The 21,774-nt window shown below is 55.2% G+C and carries 18 protein-coding genes and 1 tRNA gene; 15 read left to right on the forward strand and 4 right to left on the reverse strand.

Features of this window, described 5'->3' with window-relative positions; translation table 11 throughout:
• Window positions 1-161 precede the first annotated feature (161 nt).
• From AQ981_RS11255 to yejF, 8 genes are all read left to right on the forward strand, one after another.
• Window positions 162-1,148 (forward strand): CobW family GTP-binding protein, encoded by a 987-nt coding sequence (locus AQ981_RS11255; protein ID WP_058911848.1) that lies wholly within the window; start codon window positions 162-164, stop codon window positions 1,146-1,148.
• 33 nt (window positions 1,149-1,181) lie between these two features.
• The gene (locus AQ981_RS11260) at window positions 1,182-1,892 is read left to right on the forward strand and encodes a phosphatase PAP2 family protein (protein ID WP_058911849.1); all 711 of its coding nucleotides are present in this window, start codon (window positions 1,182-1,184) and stop codon (window positions 1,890-1,892) included.
• Between the two features lie 403 nt (window positions 1,893-2,295).
• Window positions 2,296-2,862: a bifunctional murein DD-endopeptidase/murein LD-carboxypeptidase gene (gene mepS / locus AQ981_RS11265; RefSeq protein ID WP_058911850.1), complete on the forward strand. Its 567-nt coding sequence runs from the start codon at window positions 2,296-2,298 to the stop codon at window positions 2,860-2,862.
• Window positions 2,863-3,043: 181 nt separating this feature from the next.
• Entirely contained in the window at window positions 3,044-4,633 is a 1,590-nt protein-coding gene (locus AQ981_RS11270; RefSeq protein ID WP_058911851.1) for a cyclic di-GMP phosphodiesterase, read from the forward strand.
• Between the two features lie 130 nt (window positions 4,634-4,763).
• Window positions 4,764-6,575 carry an extracellular solute-binding protein gene (locus AQ981_RS11275; protein ID WP_058911852.1) on the forward strand — a complete coding sequence of 604 codons (1,812 nt, stop codon included), beginning with the start codon at window positions 4,764-4,766 and terminating at the stop codon, window positions 6,573-6,575.
• 9 nt (window positions 6,576-6,584) lie between these two features.
• Window positions 6,585-7,682 (forward strand): microcin C ABC transporter permease YejB, encoded by a 1,098-nt coding sequence (locus AQ981_RS11280; protein WP_058911853.1) that lies wholly within the window; start codon window positions 6,585-6,587, stop codon window positions 7,680-7,682.
• A complete protein-coding gene (locus AQ981_RS11285; protein ID WP_058911854.1) occupies window positions 7,679-8,701 on the forward strand; it encodes a microcin C ABC transporter permease in 1,023 nt (340 codons plus the stop codon). The genes AQ981_RS11280 and AQ981_RS11285 overlap by 4 nt, the downstream gene beginning before the upstream one ends.
• 4 nt (window positions 8,702-8,705) lie before the next feature.
• Window positions 8,706-10,295: a microcin C ABC transporter ATP-binding protein YejF gene (yejF, locus tag AQ981_RS11290; RefSeq protein ID WP_058911855.1), complete on the forward strand. Its 1,590-nt coding sequence runs from the start codon at window positions 8,706-8,708 to the stop codon at window positions 10,293-10,295.
• Between the two features lie 4 nt (window positions 10,296-10,299).
• On the opposite strand, the gene AQ981_RS11295 is transcribed toward yejF, so the two are convergent.
• The 3 genes from AQ981_RS11295 to rsuA form a co-directional block, all read right to left on the reverse strand.
• Window positions 10,300-10,644 carry a YejG family protein gene (locus AQ981_RS11295; RefSeq protein WP_058911856.1) on the reverse strand — a complete coding sequence of 115 codons (345 nt, stop codon included), beginning with the start codon at window positions 10,642-10,644 and terminating at the stop codon, window positions 10,300-10,302.
• 342 nt (window positions 10,645-10,986) lie between these two features.
• Window positions 10,987-12,183 carry a Bcr/CflA family multidrug efflux MFS transporter gene (locus AQ981_RS11300; RefSeq protein WP_058911857.1) on the reverse strand — a complete coding sequence of 399 codons (1,197 nt, stop codon included), beginning with the start codon at window positions 12,181-12,183 and terminating at the stop codon, window positions 10,987-10,989.
• A 20-nt stretch (window positions 12,184-12,203) separates the two neighbouring features.
• On the reverse strand, window positions 12,204-12,905 hold the full coding sequence (gene rsuA, locus AQ981_RS11305) for a 16S rRNA pseudouridine(516) synthase RsuA (protein WP_058911858.1): 702 nt from the start codon (window positions 12,903-12,905) through the stop codon (window positions 12,204-12,206).
• Window positions 12,906-13,222: 317 nt separating this feature from the next.
• Between rsuA and radD the strand changes: the two genes are divergently transcribed.
• The 3 genes from radD (at window position 13,223) to AQ981_RS11320 (ending at window position 17,876) form a co-directional block, all read left to right on the forward strand.
• Complete coding sequence (radD, locus tag AQ981_RS11310; RefSeq protein ID WP_058911859.1) at window positions 13,223-14,983, forward strand: DNA repair helicase RadD; 1,761 nt, start codon at window positions 13,223-13,225, stop codon at window positions 14,981-14,983.
• 124 nt (window positions 14,984-15,107) lie between these two features.
• Complete coding sequence (rplY, locus tag AQ981_RS26005; protein WP_071608876.1) at window positions 15,108-15,392, forward strand: 50S ribosomal protein L25; 285 nt, start codon at window positions 15,108-15,110, stop codon at window positions 15,390-15,392.
• Window positions 15,393-15,680: 288 nt separating this feature from the next.
• Window positions 15,681-17,876: a hypothetical protein gene (locus AQ981_RS11320; protein WP_058911860.1), complete on the forward strand. Its 2,196-nt coding sequence runs from the start codon at window positions 15,681-15,683 to the stop codon at window positions 17,874-17,876.
• A 122-nt stretch (window positions 17,877-17,998) separates the two neighbouring features.
• On the opposite strand, the gene yejK is transcribed toward AQ981_RS11320, so the two are convergent.
• Window positions 17,999-19,003, reverse strand: a complete 1,005-nt coding sequence (yejK, locus tag AQ981_RS11325) for a nucleoid-associated protein YejK (RefSeq protein ID WP_058911861.1) — start codon at window positions 19,001-19,003, stop codon at window positions 17,999-18,001.
• A 154-nt stretch (window positions 19,004-19,157) separates the two neighbouring features.
• On the opposite strand from yejK, the gene AQ981_RS11330 reads away from it, so the two are divergent.
• The 4 genes from AQ981_RS11330 to AQ981_RS11345 all read left to right on the forward strand — a co-directional run bounded on the left by AQ981_RS11330 (window position 19,158) and on the right by AQ981_RS11345 (window position 21,762).
• Window positions 19,158-19,385, forward strand: a complete 228-nt coding sequence (locus AQ981_RS11330) for a YejL family protein (protein ID WP_058911862.1) — start codon at window positions 19,158-19,160, stop codon at window positions 19,383-19,385.
• Window positions 19,386-19,404: 19 nt separating this feature from the next.
• Entirely contained in the window at window positions 19,405-21,168 is a 1,764-nt protein-coding gene (gene yejM / locus AQ981_RS11335) for an LPS biosynthesis-modulating metalloenzyme YejM (RefSeq protein ID WP_058911863.1), read from the forward strand.
• 78 nt (window positions 21,169-21,246) lie between these two features.
• Window positions 21,247-21,323: transfer RNA gene (locus AQ981_RS11340), tRNA-Pro, on the forward strand.
• A 190-nt stretch (window positions 21,324-21,513) separates the two neighbouring features.
• On the forward strand, window positions 21,514-21,762 hold the full coding sequence (locus AQ981_RS11345; RefSeq protein ID WP_058911864.1) for a DinI-like family protein: 249 nt from the start codon (window positions 21,514-21,516) through the stop codon (window positions 21,760-21,762).
• Window positions 21,763-21,774 lie beyond the last annotated feature (12 nt).

Genomic DNA, 21,774 nt, shown 5'->3' on the forward strand with positions numbered 1-21,774 from the left:
CAGCCACCTGCGGCGGCGCTCCGGTCGCCGGTTAACGATCTATGCGCTTAACGGCGCCTTTATGTCCACTCACTGCGCTCCCCTCTTCTCTTTTGTCACAGGGTTAGCCAGGATAAAGGGATATCTGTACACCATTGTGATGATCTCTCCGGGAGCTTTCCGTGACGAAAACCAACCTGATTACCGGCTTTCTCGGCAGCGGTAAAACCACCACTATCCTGCACCTGCTGGCCAGTAAACCCGCCAACGAAAAGTGGGCGGTGCTGGTCAACGAATTCGGCGAAATCGGCATTGATGGCGCGCTACTCGCCGATAGCGGCGCGGTTATTAAAGAGATCCCCGGCGGTTGTATGTGCTGCGTTAACGGACTGCCGATGCAGGTAGGTCTTAATACCCTGCTGCGCCAGGCCAGACCCGATCGGTTGCTGATTGAACCCACCGGCCTGGGCCATCCGAAGCAAATTCTCGATATGCTCACCGCCGAGGTGTATCAGCCGTGGATCGACTTACGCGCCACTCTGTGTCTGCTGGATCCGCGCCAGTTGCTGGAACCCCGTTATCCGGAAGACGAGAACTTTCGCGACCAGTTGGCGGCGGCTGACATCATCGTCGCCAATAAACAAGACCGGGCGACGCCAGAGAGCCAGGCGGCGCTGCAGCGTTGGTTGCAACTGCATCAACAGGGCAGAGAGATCATTTCTGTCAGCCACGGACGCATCGACTACGCGCTTCTCGACACACCGCGCAGTAACCAGGCGGCGCTGACCGCCAGCGCCGCCCACAGCCATGCGCATCCCTCGTCCCGGGGACTGGCGGCGCTGAATCTGCCGGCCCATCAGCGCTGGCGGCGCAGTACCAACAGCGGCCAGGGCTACCATGCCTGCGGCTGGATTTTCGATGCCGATACCGTTTTCGACACTATCGGCCTGCTGGAATGGGCCCGCCTGGCGCCGGTCGATCGGGTGAAGGGAGTGCTGCGTATTCCTGAAGGGCTGGTCAGAATCAATCGCCAGGGCGAGGATTTCCATATTGAAACCCAGAATGTCGCGCCGCCGGACAGTCGGGTGGAGATGATCCACAGTGCGGAATGTGACTGGAATCCATTTCAGTCCGCTTTGTTGAAGCTTCGTTTAACCGCCCGGGACTAACGTTTCGCCCTGGGTTGTTCACCGTACTGATTTATGACTAAGACTCGTTTACCGCTGATACTGTTACTGAATGCGCTGGGACTGGCGCTGTTTTTCTCGTGGTATCTGCCCGCTAACCATGGCTCCTGGTTCCCGATTGACGCCGGTATCTTCCACTTTTTTAATCAGGAACTGGTTAAAAGCCACACTTTTTTATGGTTTGTCGCGATCACCAATAACCGCGCGTTTGACGCCTGTTCACTGCTGTGTATGGGCTCGCTGATGCTCTGGTACTGGTGGCGTGAAACGCCGCGCGGGCGCCGGCGAATTATTATTATGGGGATCGCCATGCTGCTGGCTGCGGTAATTCTTAACCAGATTGGCCAGAAAATTCCCATCAAACGCCCCAGCCCGACGCTGTTTTTTAGCGATATTCACCGGGTCAGCGAATTACTGCCTTTCCCGACCAAAGACGCCTCGAAAGATAGTTTTCCCGGCGATCACGGAATGATGCTGTTAATATTTTGTGGTTTTATGTTGCGTTATTTTGGTCGCAAAGCCTTCGGCGTCGCCGTGGTTATTTTCCTGGTATTTGCGCTGCCGCGGATGATGATTGGCGCCCACTGGTTCACCGATATTTTCGTGGGTTCGCTCTCTTTTGTGTTGATTGGCCTGCCGTGGATCCTGCTCACGCCGCTGAGCGACAGCGTCATCAACGGACTGGATAACCGACTGCCGGGTAAACATCGTCCGTCGATGAACTAACTCAAACAGTCACTAAAAAATGATTATTCTGAGGGCGCTGCAGCGCCCTTTTTTATTATTTAGTTACATTTTGCATAAATCTGACATTAAACTGAAATAAATACATTGCCCGACGTTTTTCATACATCGATTGCTCAATATTTACTCAAATATAATTTCCGTGTTTAAACATCACAATTTCTTATAAAAAATCATACGAAACCTCTCGCCATGCCGGAAACGATAAGGTACTCTCATCTACGTTTTGTGCCTGAAGACTGCGCGGGGACTGGATAAAGTGTGCGTTAATCCGCATTTTTGCATATCCGCGATTGTCTCATTGACACGATGAATTTAGTCTCATCACGTTTGGCATTTTTATAACGATTCTTGTCGTTAAGGACATCAAGGGAAAATAAACAAAATGGTCACATCTCAACCAATTTTGAGATATATCTTGCGTGTAATCCCCGCGGTGGCGTTAGCCACGGTACTTTCAGCTTGTAGTTCCACCAATACCGCGAATGTGCATTCTGAGACGCATGCTGTAGGCAATAAAGACAGCTTTTTACTGCAAGCCTCTCAGGATGAATTTGAAAACATGGTTCGTAACCTCGATGTCAAGTCGCGGATTATGGATCAGTATGCCGACTGGAAAGGCGTACGCTATCGTCTGGGTGGCAGTACCAAAAAAGGCATCGACTGCTCCGCTTTTGTACAGCGCACTTTCCGTGAACAATTTGGTTTAGAGCTGCCGCGTTCCACGTCTGAACAACAGGGTATGGGCACCTCGGTGTCGCGCAATAAACTGCGTACCGGTGATTTGGTCCTGTTCCGCGCCGGTTCTACCGGGCGCCATGTCGGTATCTATATTGGCAATAACCAGTTTGTTCACGCTTCCACCAGTAGCGGTGTGATTATCTCCAGCATGGACGAGCCCTACTGGAAGAAGCGCTACAATGAAGGGCGCCGGGTGCTGAGCCGCAGCTAACTCGTCAGCTATCCCTTGACTGACGACAAGACCGGAAGAAACGCTGTCATATGGCAGCGTTTTTTTATTGCCCGCAACACAATGACGTTAAACAGTGCATGGCAAACGGGCAGCCAGAGGGATAATGTGTATAGTTTAAAAATCAGGTAAATAACAACGCCTGAGAAGGGGTAGTCGCTATATGCCACCAAAAACACTGTTGACCCGCTACCTGCCCACCACCAGAAAGATCGTCGGCATCGCCATTATTTGGGGCGTGCTGTGCGCGCTGGCATTTGGCGGCGCGGCGGCGGTTGCGCTACACCATAAACGCGCGGACGCCCTCGATCTGCTGGCCCGCAATTTATCCGGCTACGTCATTACCCTGTTCAACGATCTGAAAAACACTACCGATCAACTCCAGCCGCTGGCATTTCAGGAATGTGCTCAGGTCGGCCAGCAGCTCACTTCGCGAGCGGCGTTCAGCCTCAACGTCAGGGCTTTTCTACTGGTCAGAGACCAGACGGCATACTGCTCCTCGGCCACCGGGGCTATGTCAATGCATATGGTCAGCCTGACGCCACGGCTAAACCTTAATCTGCCACTTGATATGAGTATCTTACCCGGTACGCCGATGCTGCCCGATAAACCGGCGATCAGCGTCTGGTTTCGCAATCCGGTCGATCCCGGGCGCGGGATCTTCACCACCCTGAACATCGATCTGACCTCCTGGCTACTGCATACCGCCCGGGAGCGCGATGTCACCGGCGTCGCGTTGATTATCAAAGATCAGGCAATTGCCACCTTTTCGCCGCAATTAATCGATCTGAAAAATAATCATCTTGATACTACGCCGATCCGCATTGCTTCTGTCAGCGGCTATCCGATGGCGATCTGGCTGTACGGGGAGAGCTGGCCGCTGGAGGACATTCAACTGACACTACTGATCGCCCTGTTGGCGGCGCTCCCCGGGGCACTGGCCAGCGGTTATCTACAGCAGTTGCGTATTCGCTCCGGCAAAGAAATTCTCGCCGGGATCCGCCGCAATCAATTTTTTGTGGTTTATCAGCCGGTGATTGATAGCAAAAGTCTGACGATGATCGGCGTGGAGGTTCTGATGCGCTGGGAGCGCCCCGGTTCCGGCCTGGTCCCTCCCGATGTGTTTATCAGTTACGCAGAATCCCAGCAGTCGATCATCCCGCTGACCCGCCATTTGTTCGCTCTAATCGCCAGGGATGCCGATTCGCTCAAACAGTTACTGCCCGCCGGCGGAAAGCTGGGAGTCAATCTGGCGCCCAGCCACCTGTATTCGCCCTCGTTTAAGCAGGATATTCTCCACTTTGCCCGCAGTATCCACGACAGCCAGTTGCAGATCGTTTTCGAAATCACGGAACGGGATATGCTCAAAGAGGAAGAATCCATCGCCATTTTCCAGTGGTTGCATGATAACGGCTTTGAAATCGCCGTCGACGACTTCGGTACCGGCCATAGCGCCCTAATCTATCTGGAACGTTTCACGCTGGATTATCTGAAGATCGATCGCGGATTTATTCAGTCTATCGGTTTGCAGACCGTAACCACCCCGGTACTGGAGGCGGTGCTGTCACTGGCCCGGCGCCTGAATATGAAGACCGTTGCCGAAGGTGTGGAAACCCCGCAGCAGGCCCGGTGGCTTATCGATCAGGGCGTGACGTATCTTCAGGGATACTACTTCAGCCCGGGATTACCGATGAACCAGTTGCGCGAATGGGCCGCTCAACCCATTCCCCGGCCAGACTCCGGAGGCAACTAGTGTTTCACAATCGGCGGATCCTCACTTATTATTCTCTGACAACGGGTTACTCATGACTGAACTGTCGCTTGCATAAGGGATACGGGATAACGCCCGGGCGCCAGTCTCCAGACTAAAAGGATATATCGCTTTGACGACGGTTGTTCGCGCTATCGCTCTGTTGCTGTGTGCGGTTTGTCTGCCCGGCCGGGCCAGTGAAGTAAAAGAGAGCTATGCCTTTGCGGTTTTAGGTGAGCCTAAATATGCCGTCAATTTTAGCCATTTTGACTATGTTAACCCGGCGGCGCCGAAAGGCGGCGACATCACGCTTTCATCGATCGGCACCTTCGATAACTTCAACCGCTATGCGCTACGCGGCAATCCCGGAGTACGCACGGATTCGCTGTACGATAGCCTGTTCACTACCTCCGACGACGAACCCGGCAGCTATTACCCGCTGATTGCCGAACTGGCGCGCTATCCGGCGGATTACGCCTGGGCGGAAGTGGAAATCAATCCGCGCGCCCGCTTTCACGACGGTACTGCGATTGTCGCCAGCGACGTGGCTTACACCTTCAAAAAATTCATGACCGAAGGGGTCCCGCAGTTTCGCCTGATCTACAAAGGCGCCACGGTCAAAGCGATCGCTCCCCTGACGGTGCGTATTGAGCTCGCCACGCCGAACAAGGACCGCCTGCTGGGATTACTTTCCCTGCCGATACTGCCGGAGAAATTCTGGCAGAACCACAAACTCAGCGACCCGCTCTCCCAACCGCCGTTATCCAGCGGACCTTACCGTATCTCCGCCTGGCGGATGGGCCAGTACATCACCTACTCGCGGGTGAAAGACTACTGGGCGGCCGACCTGCCGGTTAACCGCGGGCGCTGGAACTTTGATTCCATTCGCTACGACTACTACCTCGACGATAACGTCGCCTTTGAAGCCTTTAAGGCCGGCGCCTTTGATTTCCGCAGTGAAAGCAGCGCCAAAAACTGGGCCACGCGCTATATCGGCAAAAACTTTACCGATGGCTATATCGTGAAGGAAGAGCAGAAAAATACCTCAGCCCAGGATACCCGCTGGCTGGCGTTTAATATCCAGCGGCCAATTTTTGCCGACCCGCGCGTCCGCCAGGCTATCTCACTGGTCTTTGATTTTGAATGGATGAATAAGGCGCTGTTCTACAACGCTTACAGCCGGGTGGACAGCTATTTCCAGAACACCGAGTACGCCGCCCGCGGCTACCCGGACGCCGACGAACTGATTCTGCTGGCGCCGTGGAAGAAAGAACTGCCCGGGGAAGTGTTCAGCGCCGTCTACCAGCCGCCAGTTTCCCGGGGCGACGGCTTTGACCGCGACAATCTGCTCCGGGCGCTGGAACTAATGAAGTCCGCCGGCTGGGAGTTGAAGGACCAGAAGCTGGTCAATGTGAAAAGCGGCGAGGCCTTCCGCTTCGAACTGCTGCTCAGCAGCGCCGGCAACAATCAATGGGTGCTGCCTTTCCAGCACAACCTGGCGCGCCTCGGGGTGACCATGGATATCCGCCAGGTGGATAATTCCCAGTTGACCAACCGCCTGCGGCGCCGGGATTACGACATGATGCCGACGGTGTACCGCGCGATGCCTTACCCCAGCCCGTCTCTGCAAATCTCCTGGGCGTCTGAGTATGTCGACTCCACCTGGAACGCGCCGGGGGTGAAGAGCGAGATTATCGATAGCCTGATTGACCAGATCATCGCAAACCAGGGCGATCAGCGTAAACTGCTGCCGCTGGGACGCGCGCTGGATCGGGTACTGACCTGGAACTATTACATGCTGCCGATGTGGTTTATGTCCGCCGACCATTTTGCTTACTGGAACAAGTTCTCCCGTCCGGCCATTACGCCAGTCTATTCACTGGGTTTCGACAACTGGTGGTACGACATCAATAAAGCCGGGCAACTGCCGGCCCAGCGGCGTTAAGGAAACGGGATGGCTACTTATCTTCTGCGTCGTCTGTTACTGGTGATCCCTACCCTGTGGGCTATCATCACCATCAACTTTTTTATTGTCCAGATTGCCCCCGGCGGCCCGGTGGATCAGGCTATCGCCGCCATTCAGTTCGGCCACAGCAGCGGCATTCCCGGCGCTGGCGGCGACAGTATGGGCGCCACTCATGCCCAGACCGGGGTAGGCAACGTTACTGACAGCCAGTACCGGGGAGCAAGGGGTCTGGATCCGGAGGTGATCGCCGAAATTACCCAACGCTACGGGTTTGATAAACCTATCCACGAGCGCTATTTCAAAATGCTCGCTGAATACCTGCGCTTTGACTTCGGCAACAGTCTGTTTCGCAGCGCCTCAGTCATTCAGTTAGTCAAAGACAGCCTGCCGGTTTCGATATCGCTGGGGCTGTGGAGTACCCTGATCATCTATCTGGTGTCAATTCCGCTGGGCATCCGCAAAGCGGTACACAACGGCAGCCATTTCGATGTCTGGAGCAGTACCGCAATTATTATCGGCTATGCCATTCCTGCCTTTTTGTTCGCTATTCTGCTGATTGTGCTGTTCGCCGGGGGTAACTACTTTGATATCTTCCCGCTGCGCGGCCTGGTGTCGGCCAACTTCGACTCTCTACCGTGGTATCAGAAAATCACCGACTATCTGTGGCATATTACCCTGCCGGTGCTGGCCACGGTGATCGGCGGCTTCGCCACCCTGACCATGCTGACCAAAAACTCGTTTCTCGATGAGATTCGCAAACAATACGTGGTAACCGCCCGGGCGAAAGGGCTGGAGGAAAAACAGATCCTCTGGCGCCACGTGTTTCGTAACGCCATGCTGCTGGTGATCGCCGGTTTCCCGGCCACCTTTATCAGCATGTTCTTTACCGGATCGCTACTGATCGAGGTGATGTTCTCCCTTAACGGCCTGGGGCTGCTGGGCTATGAGTCGACCATCTCGCGCGATTACCCGGTGATCTTCGGTACCCTGTATATTTTTACGTTAATCGGTCTGCTTATGAACATTCTCAGCGATCTGACCTATACGCTGGTGGATCCGCGTATCGACTTTGAGGGCCGGGGATGAGTCGCTTAAGTCCGGTCAATCAAGCCCGCTGGGCACGTTTTCGCAGCAACCGCCGCGGATACTGGTCGCTGTGGATTTTCGCCCTAATCTTCGTCCTCAGCCTGTGTTCTGAGCTTATCGCCAACAATCGACCGCTGGCGGTACACTACCAGGGCAGTTGGTATTTCCCGGTAGTGAAGAACTATGCCGAAAGCGACTTTGGCGGGCCGCTCACCACTCAGGCGGACTACCAGGATCCGTGGCTCCAGCAGCGGCTGGAAAACGAAGGCTGGGTGCTGTGGGCGCCAATTCGCTTTAGCTACGACACAATTGATTTCGCCACCCAAACCCCGTTCCCCTCCCCGCCTTCGTCCCGGAACTGGCTCGGCACCGATGCCAATGGCGGCGACGTGCTGGCGCGTATTCTTTACGGTACCCGGCTGTCGATTATCTTTGGGCTGATGTTGACGCTATGTACCAGCGCGCTGGGGATCCTCGCCGGCGCGGTTCAGGGCTATTACGGCGGGCGTATTGACCTGTGGGGGCAGCGCTTTATCGAGGTCTGGTCGGGGATGCCAACCCTGTTTCTGATCATTATGCTCTCCAGCGTGGTACAGCCCGGTTTCTGGTGGCTGCTGGGGATCACCACGCTGTTCGGCTGGATGGGGCTGGTAGGGGTGGTGCGCGCGGAGTTCCTGCGCACTCGCAATTTTGACTATATCCGCGCCGCCCAGGCGATGGGCGTCAGCGATCGGCTGATCATCCTGCGCCATATGCTGCCGAACGCCATGGTCGCGACCCTGACCTTCCTGCCGTTTATCCTGTGCGGGTCGATTTCCACTCTGGCGTCGCTGGATTTCCTCGGCTTCGGTATGCCGCTGGGCTCGCCGTCGCTCGGGGAGTTGCTGCTCCAGGGGAAAAACAACCTGCAGGCGCCGTGGCTGGGGATCACCGCCTTCTTCTCACTGGCGATTCTGCTGTCGCTGCTGATCTTTATTTTCGAAGCCGTACGCGACGCCTTCGATCCGCTACGGAGTTGATGCTATGACTACCCCGCTGCTGAATATCGAAAAGCTGTCCGTCGCTTTCGGCCAGGGGCCGGCGCGTCGGACGGTGGTCGATAACCTGTCACTACAGATAGAGGCCGGCGAAACGCTGGCGCTGGTTGGCGAATCCGGCTCCGGCAAAAGCGTCACCGCCCTGTCGGTACTGCGTCTGTTGCCGGCGCCGCCAGTGTCTTACCCAGGCGGAGAGATCTATTTTCACGGCCAACCGCTGCTCAACGCCCCGGAAAGCACGCTGCGCAAAATTCGCGGTAATCGCATTGCGATGATTTTTCAGGAGCCGATGGTGTCCCTGAATCCGCTGCACAACATTGAAAAACAGCTTTACGAGGTCTTGTCCCTGCACCGCGGGATGCGTCGTGAAGCGGCGCGGGGGGAAATCATCAGTTGTCTCGATCGGGTGGGCATCCGCAACGCGGCCAAACGCCTCAGCGACTTCCCGCATCAGCTTTCCGGCGGCGAACGCCAGCGGGTGATGATCGCCATGGCGCTGCTCACCCGCCCGGAATTGCTGATCGCCGATGAGCCGACCACCGCGCTGGATGTCTCCGTGCAGGCGCAAATCCTGCGGCTACTGAAAGAGCTAAAGCAGGAGCTGAATATGGGGCTGCTGTTTATCACCCATAACCTGAATATCGTTCGCCGCCTGGCGGATCGGGTCGCGGTGATGCGTAACGGCCAGTGTGTGGAACAGAACACCAATCAGGCGCTGTTCCACTCCCCGCAGCATCCTTACACCCGGCAACTGCTTAACGCGGAGCCGACCGGCTCTCCGCAGCCGCTGGATGTGACTCGTCCCCCGTTGTTGCAGGTGAAAGATCTCCAGGTACGCTTCCCGATTCGCCGCGGCCTGCTGCGGCGCACTATCGGCTATCACTACGGCCTGAAACAGCTCAGCTTTGACCTGCGGCCTGGGGAGAGTCTCGGGCTGGTGGGAGAGTCCGGATCCGGGAAAAGCACCACCGGGCTGGCGCTGCTGCGCCTGATCCCGTCGCTCGGCCAGATCACCTTCGACGGTATGCCGCTCGATGCATGGGGGCGACGCCAGTTGCTGCCGGTACGCCATCGCATTCAGGTTGTTTTTCAGGATCCCAACTCATCGCTGAACCCGCGGCTCGATGTTCAGCAAATCATTGAGGAAGGATTAAAGGTACATCATCCGCAGCTCAGCGCCGCACAGCGCGAGCAGCAGGTCATCGACGTGATGGCGGAAGTGGGGCTGGATCCCGATAGCCGCCACCGCTATCCCGCCGAGTTCTCCGGCGGGCAGCGCCAGCGCATCGCTATCGCCCGGGCATTTATCCTGCGCCCGGAGCTGTTGATTCTTGATGAACCAACCTCATCGTTGGATCGTTCAGTACAGGCGCAGATCCTGGCGCTGCTTAAGTCATTACAGTCGCGACATCAGCTGGCTTATATTTTTATCAGCCACGATCTTCAGGTGGTGCGCTCGCTGTGTCATCAGGTTGTGGTTCTGCGCCAGGGAGAAGTGATAGAGCAGGGAGAATGTCAGCGCGTATTCAGTTCACCGCAGGCAGAATATACCCGGCAGCTTTTGATGCCTGACTGACATTTCAGAAAGGATTATTGCTGGAAAACGGCTCGGCAATCGCCACCCCAAAATTTTTCAGGCGGCAGGTGGCGGCAAACTCATCCTGGCAATTCACGAACAGACACGGCTCGCCTTCACACTCCAGCACCGAGCTGTCCACAGAGATATCGCTCAGCGCCTGGCTTAGTTTACGCATCACCGGCCAGGCTTTCTCGCCCCCCGGACTCAGCAACTTCAGGGCGACCAGATCGGCATCGCTGCTTTGATGGTTTTGCGGAATCGGTTCAACACGCGAACCTGTATAACCTGCCGACCAGCGATAACACTGCGGCAGGCGATGGACAATGGAAAGTTGTATGGTTTTCACGACGTTTGTTCCCCGGAAATTGCAAAGCAATAAAAAAAGATATCCTTTCTTTATGTTAACACATTGTTTCTAAATTGTACCAGTTTGAATCATTTTCCAGACTTTTTACGCGCTGGTTTGGTACTAACCATTTCATATTTTAAGCTTTATTTTTGTGCGATCGCTCACACGAAGGCGCTATATTTACCTCTTTTTGCGATCGGACTCAACTTCTTTCACTACAAAGTAGTGACTTTTTTTCCAAAACGGTTTTACAAACCAGAAACAATCGTAGCGCTCCGGGAAGAATTTTTGTTGATGTGGATTAATAAATGGGCGTTAACCACGCCCATGGAGGAAGATTCAGCGTTTTTTATGCCCGCGGCGGCTGGCATAGAGGTAGAACAGCACTGAACAGGTCGCGCACAGCGCCATAGAAAAGATCATCGGCCACGCGCTGGTGGATGGCGCGACGGACAGTAGCGCGCCGACAATCGCGCCAATCCCGAAACGGAAGGTACCAGCCAGCGATGACGCGGTCCCCGCCATATGCGGAAATTCATCCAGGATCACCGCCATCGCGTTAGAGGAAACCATCGATACGCAGCCGATAAAGGCCGCCACACCGAGCACCATCGCCCAGAATCCGGCGTCCAGTTGCGTGGTGATAACCAGCCACAGCGCCATCACAAACTGCGCGAACAGCCCGCTGCGAAACATACGTATCGCCCCGACGCGCCGTACAAAGCGGCTGTTGATGGTGGTAACAATAAACAGAAACAGGATATTCAGGGCGAAGTAGTAACCAAAATGCTCCGGCGCCACATGGTTAAGCTCAATATAGACAAACGGCCCGGCGCTGAGGAACGAAAACATACCGGCGAAGCTGAACCCGCTGGCCAGCATATAGCTCAACACCCGCTTGTGGCGGAACAGCGCCCCGAAGTTGCCGAGGGTGGTACGCAAATGAAAGGCCTGGCGCTTCTCCGCCGGCAGCGTTTCGCGAATCATAAAAAAGATCAGCGCGCAGGCCAGCACCGCCGCCAGCGCCAACAGCCAGAAAATGGCGTGCCAGCTCATCCAGACCAGCAGCGCGCCGCCGATCATCGGCGCCAGCAGCGGCGCGATAGTGGTCACCAGCATGACAAACGACATCATGCGCGAAAACTCATCCCGGGAATACATATCGCGCATCAGAGCATTGATCACCACGCTGGCCGCGGCCGCGGCCAGACCGTGAACGAAACGCATGGCGATCAGTTGGTCAATACTTTGCGCCAGGGCACAGGCCGACGCCGCCACGGCAAACACCAGGGTACCGCCAAGGATCACCGGCTTGCGCCCGAGGCTATCGGCCATCGGACCATAGAACAACTGGCCGATGGCAAACCCCAGAATATAGGCGCTGAGGGTCATCTGCGCGCTCCCGGCAGGCACCTGGAACTGCTGGGCGATCACCGGCAGCGCCGGCAGATACATATCAATGGACAGCGGCATCAACATCGCCAACAGCCCGAGAATAAACACAATACCCAACGACGAATTTTTCCCGGCGGTCACACTACACTCCTGACATTCATTTACGACATACCGACACTGGCGATTTCCCCGGCAGTAAGCGGACGATATTCCCCCTCCCCCAGCGCCGGATCGAGGACGATAGCGCCAATGCGCTCCCGGTGCAGCGCCACGACGTGATTGCCTACCGCAGCGAACATACGCTTAACCTGATGGTAGCGCCCTTCGCTGATAGTCAGCCGTACCTGGGTTGGGGTAATGATTTCCAGTTGCGCGGGTTTGGTAAGGCTCTTCTCATTATGAAGCTGGACGCCGGCGGCAAACTGTTCGCCGACGCCTTCCGCCAGCGGACTGTCGAGGGTGACCAGGTAGGTTTTTTCGCAGTGATGGCGCGGCGACGTAATGCGATGCGACCACTGACCATCGTCGGTCATCAGCACCAGGCCGGTGGTATCAATATCCAGACGGCCTGCGGCATGGAGCTTATGCGCCATCGGTTCATCAAGAAAATAGATAACCGTCGGGTAATCCGGATCGTCCGTCGAACACACATAGCCCTGCGGTTTGTTGAGCATAAAATAACGTGACCCGTTGTGCTGTTCCAGAGGGTTGCCGTCATACTCCACCTGGTGTTCCGGGGCCAGTTTAAACGCGCTGTTCTTCACCACGTCACCATCGACGGTGACGCGACTGGCGCGAATCTCTCGTCCGGCGATAGCGCGGCTTACCCCAAGCTGTTGGGAAATAAATTTATCAAGTCGCATTGCGTTAGCTGCCTGTCAGTGCGGGTGCCGGTGCGGTTAACCGGCGCTATAAAATGCAGAAAGAGCCCGCAAGTATAACCACCCGCGACATGATGAGAAAGGACCGATTTGTGCGCCGCGCCGTAGCATCTCATTCAGCTTGCGGGACAATCTTTAAACCGCGCAAGGGCTGCCCCTGACTGAGTGGGGCGAAACCCCCGCCATGTCCCGGGGAAACGGGTAAGTCAGAGGCCGGGGCGAACCGGCGTAGCCACGCCACATGCAACTTGCCGCATGACGCGTATAATAGCCCGGATATTTCACTAACCTGATACGCCATGTCTTTTACCCTACGCCCTTACCAACGTGAAGCGGTGGATGCCGCTCTCGACTACTTCCGCCGCCAGACCTCGCCGGCGGTGATTGTGCTGCCGACCGGCGCCGGGAAAAGCCTGGTGATTGCCGAACTGGCGCGGCTGGCGCGGGGGCGCGTGCTGGTACTGGCGCATGTTAAAGAACTGGTAGCCCAGAACCACGCCAAATATTGCGCGCTGGGGCTGGAAGCGGATATCTACTCCGCCGGATTGCAGCGTAAAGAGAGCGCCGGCAAGGTGGTTTTCGGCAGTATTCAATCGGTGGCGCGGCAACCCGAGCGTTTTCAACAGCCGTTCTCGCTGTTAATTATCGATGAATGCCACCGTATCAGCGATGACGACGATAGCCAGTATCAGCAGGTACTCAGCCACCTGCGGCAGGTGAACCCTCACTTACGTCTGCTCGGCCTGACCGCCACCCCTTTCCGGCTGGGCAAAGGCTGGATTTATCAGTATCACTATCATGGTATGGTGCGGGGTAATGAAAAGGCGCTGTTTCGCGACTGTATCTATGAGTTACCGCTACGCTATATGATTAAGCACGGCTACCTCACCCCGCCCGAACGCCTCGACATGCCGGTGGTACAGTATGATTTCAGCCGCCTGCAGGCGCAAAGTAACGGTTTATTCAGTGAAGCAGACCTGAACCGCGAACTGAAACAGCAAAAACGCATTACGCCGCATATCGTCAGCCAGATTATGGAGTTTGCCGCCAGCCGTCAGGGGGTCATGATTTTTGCCGCTACTGTCGAACACGCCCGGGAAGTGACGACGTTACTACCCTCCAATGACGCCGCGCTGATTACCGGGGAAACGCCCGGCCCGGCGCGCGATACCCTGATAGAGGCGTTTAAACAGCGCCAGTTCCGCTACCTGGTCAACGTCGCGGTGTTAACCACCGGATTCGATGCTCCGCATGTCGATCTGATTGCCATTTTGCGCCCTACCGAATCAGTAAGTCTTTACCAACAAATCGTGGGCCGCGGGTTGCGCCTGGCGCCGGGCAAGCGCGACTGCCTGATTCTGGATTACGCGGGCAACCCGCATGACCTTTACACACCGGAAGTCGGCACGCCAAAAGGTAAAAGCGACAATGTACCGGTACAGGTGTTTTGCCCTTCCTGCGGGTTCGCCAATACCTTCTGGGGTAAAATGACCGCTGACGGTACCGTCATCGAACATTTCGGTCGCCGCTGCCAGGGCTGGTTTGACGACGACGAAGGTTATCGTGAACAGTGCGACTACCGTTTCCGTTTTAAAAACTGCCCGAACTGTAATGCCGAAAACGACATCGCCGCCCGACGCTGCCACCAGTGCGATCGGGTACTGGTCGATCCGGACGATATGCTGAAGGCGGCCCTGAAACTGAAGGATGCCCTGGTATTACGCTGTAGCGGCATGACGCTTGAGCACGGAGAAGATGCCAAAGGGCCGTGGCTGAAGATAGTTTATTACGACGAAGACGGCGCCGACGTCAGTGAACGTTTCCGGCTGCAGACTCCCGCGCAGCGCACCGCTTTTGAACAGCTCTTCATCCGTCCCCACAGCCGGGCGCCGGGCGTTCCGCTACGCTGGATAACCGTTGCCGATGTACTGGCCAGTCAGGGGCTGCTGCGCCATCCGGATTTTGTTGTGGCGCGCAAAAAAGGCCAATACTGGCAGGTGCGCGAGAAAGTGTTCGATTATCAGGGGCGCTTCCGGCGCGCCAATGAATTACGCGGCTAATGCCGTTTTTGATTGCCCCGGCGGGCCGTTATCGCTATAATCCCGCCCGCTTTTGCATCCGCAAAGCAGAGAATTTGCCTGTTGCTGGGTCGCCTGCGGCAGGATTTATTAAAGAGAGAAGTCAATGTTTACTATCAACGCAGATGTACGTAAAGAGCAGGGTAAGGGTGCGAGCCGCCGCCTGCGCGCAGCGAACAAATTCCCGGCTATCGTTTACGGTGGCAAAGACGCTGCAATCTCCATCGAACTGGATCACGACAAACTGATGAACATGCAGGCTAAACCTGAGTTCTACAGCGAAGTGCTGACCCTGGTTATCGACGGTAAAGAAGTAAAAGTTAAAGTTCAGGCTGTACAGCGTCATCCGTACAAGCCGAAACTGCAACACATCGACTTCGTTCGCGCTTAATCGCAACAAGGTCAGAAAAAACGCCGCGCTCGCGGCGTTTTTTTTATGCTGATTTTTACCGCTCCGCCATACCGCCAGCCCGGATGGGTTCTCAAAATACATTACTTCTCTGCTTTTTATTACGGTTCATCTGTATGCTCTGAACAGGCTCTTCTATAATTCATCTCCATTTCCCAAGGAGTAAAATAAAGGAAATAAATGAAAAGGATATTCATATTAATATTATCAATATTAATTGGTTGTGACGATCATTCCGATCTCCCCCCGGCGAGAGAAAATAATTATCATGTGACATTGATAACCGGGCTGGATGGCAAAGCGCATATCGTCCACCAGGGTACTCTGCAGTATCTTTTGCAGGATAATAATAGTGTCAGCGCCCAATGGCGCGATTTCTCCGGCGATTTTCTGGGTGAAAAAAATCCTTTTTTCATCATGAATAAAAAATCCTCCCCTGACCACCTGTATAGCGCCACTCAGCAGATACTTCAGACGCCCTTCCACATTGATTTATCAACCCAAAAAAGCGACTTCTCTTCTAACCTCGCGCAGCGTATTACGGCGGATGAGCTACTGGCCCGGGAACTCGACAAAGAGACGCCCGAAGGTGCGGAAGGTTACGAGGCGGTGATCCCGGCGGTAAATCATATCTACACGCTACTGGCATCCGGCGACGGAATGCTGGTGAATTTTCGTTTTCCGCAAAATACCGGCGATACGCAAAAATATACTGCGTTATTTAACACCACAGATGTCACAGTTAAAGTCGAAAAAAAGGACGCGGATAAAACGTTTTATTCCTTAAAAACCAATAATGACACCACTACGCCGCTGTGGGGAACATTAACGTTTGATAGTCAGACCCGGCAATTACAGAACGCCATACTTATCAGCCAGATATCGCCAACCGAAAAAAATCAATTTATCGACGGTAAGTTTATATTTCATATAACCCGCGAAGGCCAGCAGCATGAACAGGGCAAAGCCGCTGAATATGTCTATAACATATTAAAAAAGGACATTCCGGAGGATGATTTTTTCGCGGTTCCCCGCAGCCAGCCCTCAGTTAATCCCGACGCCGCCAGTTTCCCGTGGAATGGCCTGATCACCGCTCAGAAAGGCAACCTTATTAATCTTTATACACCGCTGAGCGCCAGCCAGTTCCGCTATTACGCCTCCGCCCAGCCCGGGCCTGACAATATGTCGCTTTCCGCAATCACGGTCCGCGATATTGAGGGAAAAGCGCTTCCGGGCCCCTTCAGTATAGATATCATTGGCTATGCGCTGGAGCAGAACGTTACCGCCGGGAACAGCTACGGCATTCAGCTCGCCGCGCGGGTGACTCCGGAAGAAAACCGACCGCTGCCGCCGCTATACTCTCTGGAGGCGGACATCACCTGGCTGCAACCCTTACCCGTCATCCCCACCCGTATCACGCTCGACCCCCGCAACCCCCTGAAAGCCAGATCGGGAGCGCGGGATATCACCTTCGTTCCCCACGCAGACGATAACCAGTGGGAAGTCTTCTCCGGGATGCCTGGCTCTCAGGGAATTCAGCCACTCAATTTCATCGCTGACGGAGAAGGCGTTACACGTTCGTTATCCTGGAATACTCCCTTTAGCTTCTTCAGCCCTGGCGGGGAGTTCGACCTGAAAGACAAAATTATTTTATCAGGATTATCTACACCGCTTGGGGAATATTTCCGCCTGCGAGCCAGCGCGCCTCCCACGCTGGCGCTGCTCGATTCCCCCACCGAGAGCAAAAAAAGCCGATATTTCTGGCATACCCCGCAAGTGTTTAACCAACGTGCCGATGTCAGCCTGCCGCCGCTGCAATTTAACCCTTATGCCCTGGCGCCGAGGAAAAATATCGATACTGCCACGCTGGAGCAATACCTTTCCCTGGCTGAAGAAAAGCATCAGTCCGGCCCACAGCAGGACCGCAAACGTATCAGCATTGACTCCACGATCAGTCATACCTGCGAATTATCGGTGGATGCGCAAGATTTGCGCTGGAAGCAAACCGGCTTTGGCGCCACCTCAACCTTTGAACTAAGCGGTTTTGCCACGGCGGAGCGCAGAACCGTCAGGGCCACCGCAACCTGCTTACCTGGCATATGGCGCCCCATAGCGCTACCGGTAGCCTCGGTATGGGTCAGCATCGCAACATTGCAGGCGTTTACCCCATTAACTGCGCAAAGCAATGCCTGGGCGTTTTTCAACCACACCCGTTTTATCGACCAACAGGGTACGCAACTGGCCCCGCTGCCGGCCCCATTGCTGACGGATGATACCCCGGGAGAGCCCGGCGTTATTCTGCGCCCCTTCGTACCACTGCTGATGAAATCAACCATCAGCCAGTTCACCAGTCCACAGGGAAAACTGCGCTTTAGCGCTCCGGTCACCCATATTGAACGCTTCGAAAAGAGTGACGCCCAACCGGTGATTTATCGCTGGGATATCCCGCTGGCGACAGAAGAGTAAACCCGCCGCCTGGCCGGAGAATTGACACCCCCGGCGCAGGGTTTCAGGCAATAAAAAGGCGGAGCCCGAAACGGGATCCGCCAAAACCATGCCGGCCTGCATGTCGCCGCCGGGCTACAGTATTACTTACCCCCGACGCGACGCTGCAACTGATCGCGCAGGTTAGGCGGGGTACCTTTGATGGTCAGGGTATCGGTGGCCGGATCCCAGAAGATCCGCTCCCCGAGCAGCATGGCATCAAAATTGATGGTCAGGCCGCCGCCGCTGCCGGCGAATTTGGTCAACTGACGCAGCGTGCTGCGGTCCGCCGGGAAAGTCTCCTCCAGCTCATAGCCCTGCTCGCTGGTAAACTCCTGGAAACTCTTTTCGCTAACGCCGGAGAGCTCTCTGGACAGGGATTCCAGCTCAATCTCCTCGCCGGACTGCAGTTGCTCATTGCAGTAGCTGTAGACCTGCTGGCGCACATTCTGGCGCTCGTTCTTGTCGAGTTCGGCCTGCGCGGTGAAATCATCCACCGCCTGCAGCAGACCGCGGTTCTGCGCTTTAGTATCCAGCCCTTCCGCCGCGCCGAGAAAATCCATGAAGAAATCCGCAACCTTACGCCCCACCCGCCCTTTCAGCCAGGTCATATAGCGCCGGGATTCCGGATTTGTTTCCCATTCGGTGAGATCGATACGCGCCACGATATCGGCATGGTTAATATCCAGGTAGTGCGTGGAGCTGATATCGAGCTGCTCATTCACCCGCATACTGCTGAGGTTGTTGAGTACCGCCACCAGCAGATACTCGACCGCCAGATAACGATACTGGCAGAACAGCACAATACCGCCATCGGCAAACGGGTACTTCGCCAGCTCGTCACGCAGCCGTCCGGTCGCCGCGCGGCTGAAAGCGAGGAAATCCTCCTCTCCTTTACGGCACAAGCGCAGCGACCCGGCCAGTTCGCTGTCATCATTAAAGGCGCCATAGCCTTTGCTCTTGGCGCTATAGGCGCGATGCAGTTCCGCCATCATCTCCTGTACTGGCTCGTTGGTCGCCAGCAGGGTATCACGCAGCACCAGTTCGAGTTCCTGTTCGCCGCGCTTGATTAACTGATGTAAAGCAATCTGGTCGATATCCAGACTCATGGTAAACTCTCCTTTTGTGCTGGCCGGTATTCAATCACCTGTAGTTAATCAGTGCAACACTGTTAATCTGTGCGGCCACTGATAAAATTGCAGAAAAAAAGGCCCTGCTACGGTAAGATATTTCCCTTTCATGTCATAAGCAGACTATTGATCTATGCCACAAACATCCCGTTACAGCGATGAACGCGTCGAAGCCCTGTTAAACGAGCTGGTTAGCGTACTGGAAAAACACCAGGCCCAGACCGATCTTTCCCTGATGGTCCTTGGGAACATGGTCACCAACCTGATCAACACCAGCGTTGCGCCGGCGCAGCGCCAATTGCTGGCCCAAACTTTCGCAGACGCGTTAAAATCCTCCATCCGCGAAGACAAAGCACATTAAGGGATAGTCGTAATACGCTATGGTAACAAACAGGCAGCGCTACCGCGAAAAAGTCTCCCAGATGGTAAGCTGGGGGCACTGGTTCGCTCTGTTTAATATCCTGGTGGCAATCGCCCTGGGAAGCCGTTATCTGTTTGTCGCCGACTGGCCGACCACCCTGACAGGGCGCATCTTTTCTTACCTGAGCCTGGTCGGGCATTTCAGTTTTCTGGTTTTTGCCGCCTATCTGTTGGTGTTGTTCCCCCTCACCTTTGTGGTGATGTCTCAGCGTCTGATGCGCTTCCTGTCGGTGATTTTCGCCACCACAGGGCAAACGCTGCTGATTATCGACAGCGAAGTCTTTACCCGTTTCCATCTGCATCTCAACCCGGTGGTCTGGGAACTGGTGATTAACCCGGACCAGGGGGAAATGGCCCGTGACTGGCAGTTGATGTTCATCTGCGTGCCGGTCATTCTGCTGGTACAGATGCTCTTCGCCACCTGGAGCTGGCAAAAACTGCGCAGTCTGAGCCGCCGCAGCCGCTATGTCCGGCCGCTGGTGATCCTGTTCTTTGGGTCATTTATTTCCAGCCACCTGATGTATATCTGGGCCGACGCCAATTTCTATCGCCCAATCACCATGCAGCGCGCTAATCTGCCGCTCTCTTACCCGATGACGGCCCGGCGCTTTCTGGAAAAACACGGTCTGCTGGATGCTCAGGAGTATCAGCGCCGGCTGGTGGAACAGGGCAATCCGGAAGCCGTATCGGTACAGTACCCGCTAAGCCCGCTGCGCTATGGCGACCTGGGGGCAGGTTACAATGTTCTGCTGATCACCGTCGATGGTCTTAACTATTCGACGTTCGGGAAGCAGATGCCGTCGCTGGCGCAATTCGCCCAGCAGAATATCGATTTTACTCAGCACATGAGCGCCGGAAATAGCACCGATAGCGGGATTTTCGGGCTGTTTTACGGTATCTCACCAGCCTATATGGATGGCGTATTAACCGCCAGAATTCCTCCGGCGCTGATCTCGGCGCTGAATGAGCAGGGATACCAGTTGGGGTTGTTTGCCTCTGACGGCTTCAGCGGCGCGATGTATCGCCAGGCCTTGTTGTCCGATTTCTCTCTGCCGCCGGCCCGTAGCCAGAGCGACAAACAGACCGCCGATCAGTGGGTAGGCTGGTTTAACCGCTATTCCCAGGAAGATAATCGCTGGTTCTCGTGGGTCTCCTTTAACGGCACCACCCTTGACGGTGACAGTAACCAGCAGGCGTTTGCCCGCCGCTATGCTCAGGCGGCGACTCGCGTCGATGGTGAAATCCAGCGTTTACTCGCCACCTTGCAGGAGTCCGGGAAGCTGGATAACACGGTAGTGATCATCACCGGCGGCCGTGGCGTCGCATTAGGTGACGACGCTAACCGGTTTGGCTGGGATCGGGCGCGTATTCAGGTACCACTGGTGATTCACTGGCCGGGAACGCCGGCCCAGCGTATCAACAAACTCACCGAACACCAGGACGTGATGGCGACCCTGATGCAGCGACTGTTGCACGTCAAAACGCCGGTTAATGAATATGCCCAGGGTGAGGATCTGTTCGCCGCCACCCGTAAGAATGACTGGGTTATCGGGGCGGATAGCAATACCCTGGCAATCACTACGCCGCAGATGACCATCGTACTGGACAACAGCGGCAACTACCGGATGTATGACCTGCAGGGCGAGAGAATCAAAGAAACGCGTCCGCAGCTCAGCCTGTTGTTACAGGTACTGACGGACGAAAAGCGCTTTATTGCTAACTGATTGATTATTTATGACTCAGTCAGACAGGACGGCTCTTGCAATCAGCACGGAAAACGGTAGTATTACGGTCCACAGCGTCGGCACGTAGCGCAGCCTGGTAGCGCACTGTCATGGGGTGTCAGGGGTCGGAGGTTCAAATCCTCTCGTGCCGACCAAAAATCTCCAAAGAAACCAGCCTTTTACGGCTGGTTTTTTCTTGTCTGCAATTTTGCCATGGTAAAACTATGGTAAAACTATGGTAAAACCCCTGTCGAAAAACGACTACGGGCGCGCTAAAAAAATCATGCATGATCCCCAGCACATGCTAAATTACTGTATATGCATCCAGCAAAAAAGAGGTGATCCATGCGTGTAGAAATCAGCATTTCAAGGGATAAAGTGAAGTTGATGCCGAAGGGAGCCATGGAAGCGTTAAGGGAAGAAATGACCAAGCGATTGGGTGTGGTTTATCCAGGTACCGAGGTCATTGTTAAGCCTGGTGCAAATGACGGGCTCTCGGTTCTGTGGGCTGCGAATAAAGATCAGTCTAAAAAATTCGTTGAGGAAACGCTGCAGGATACGTGGGAATCTGCAGATGACTGGTTCCACCAATAACAAAGCTAGCCC

This window comes from Entomohabitans teleogrylli (assembly GCF_001484765.1).
Taxonomy (GTDB): Bacteria; Pseudomonadota; Gammaproteobacteria; order Enterobacterales; family Enterobacteriaceae; genus Entomohabitans; species Entomohabitans teleogrylli.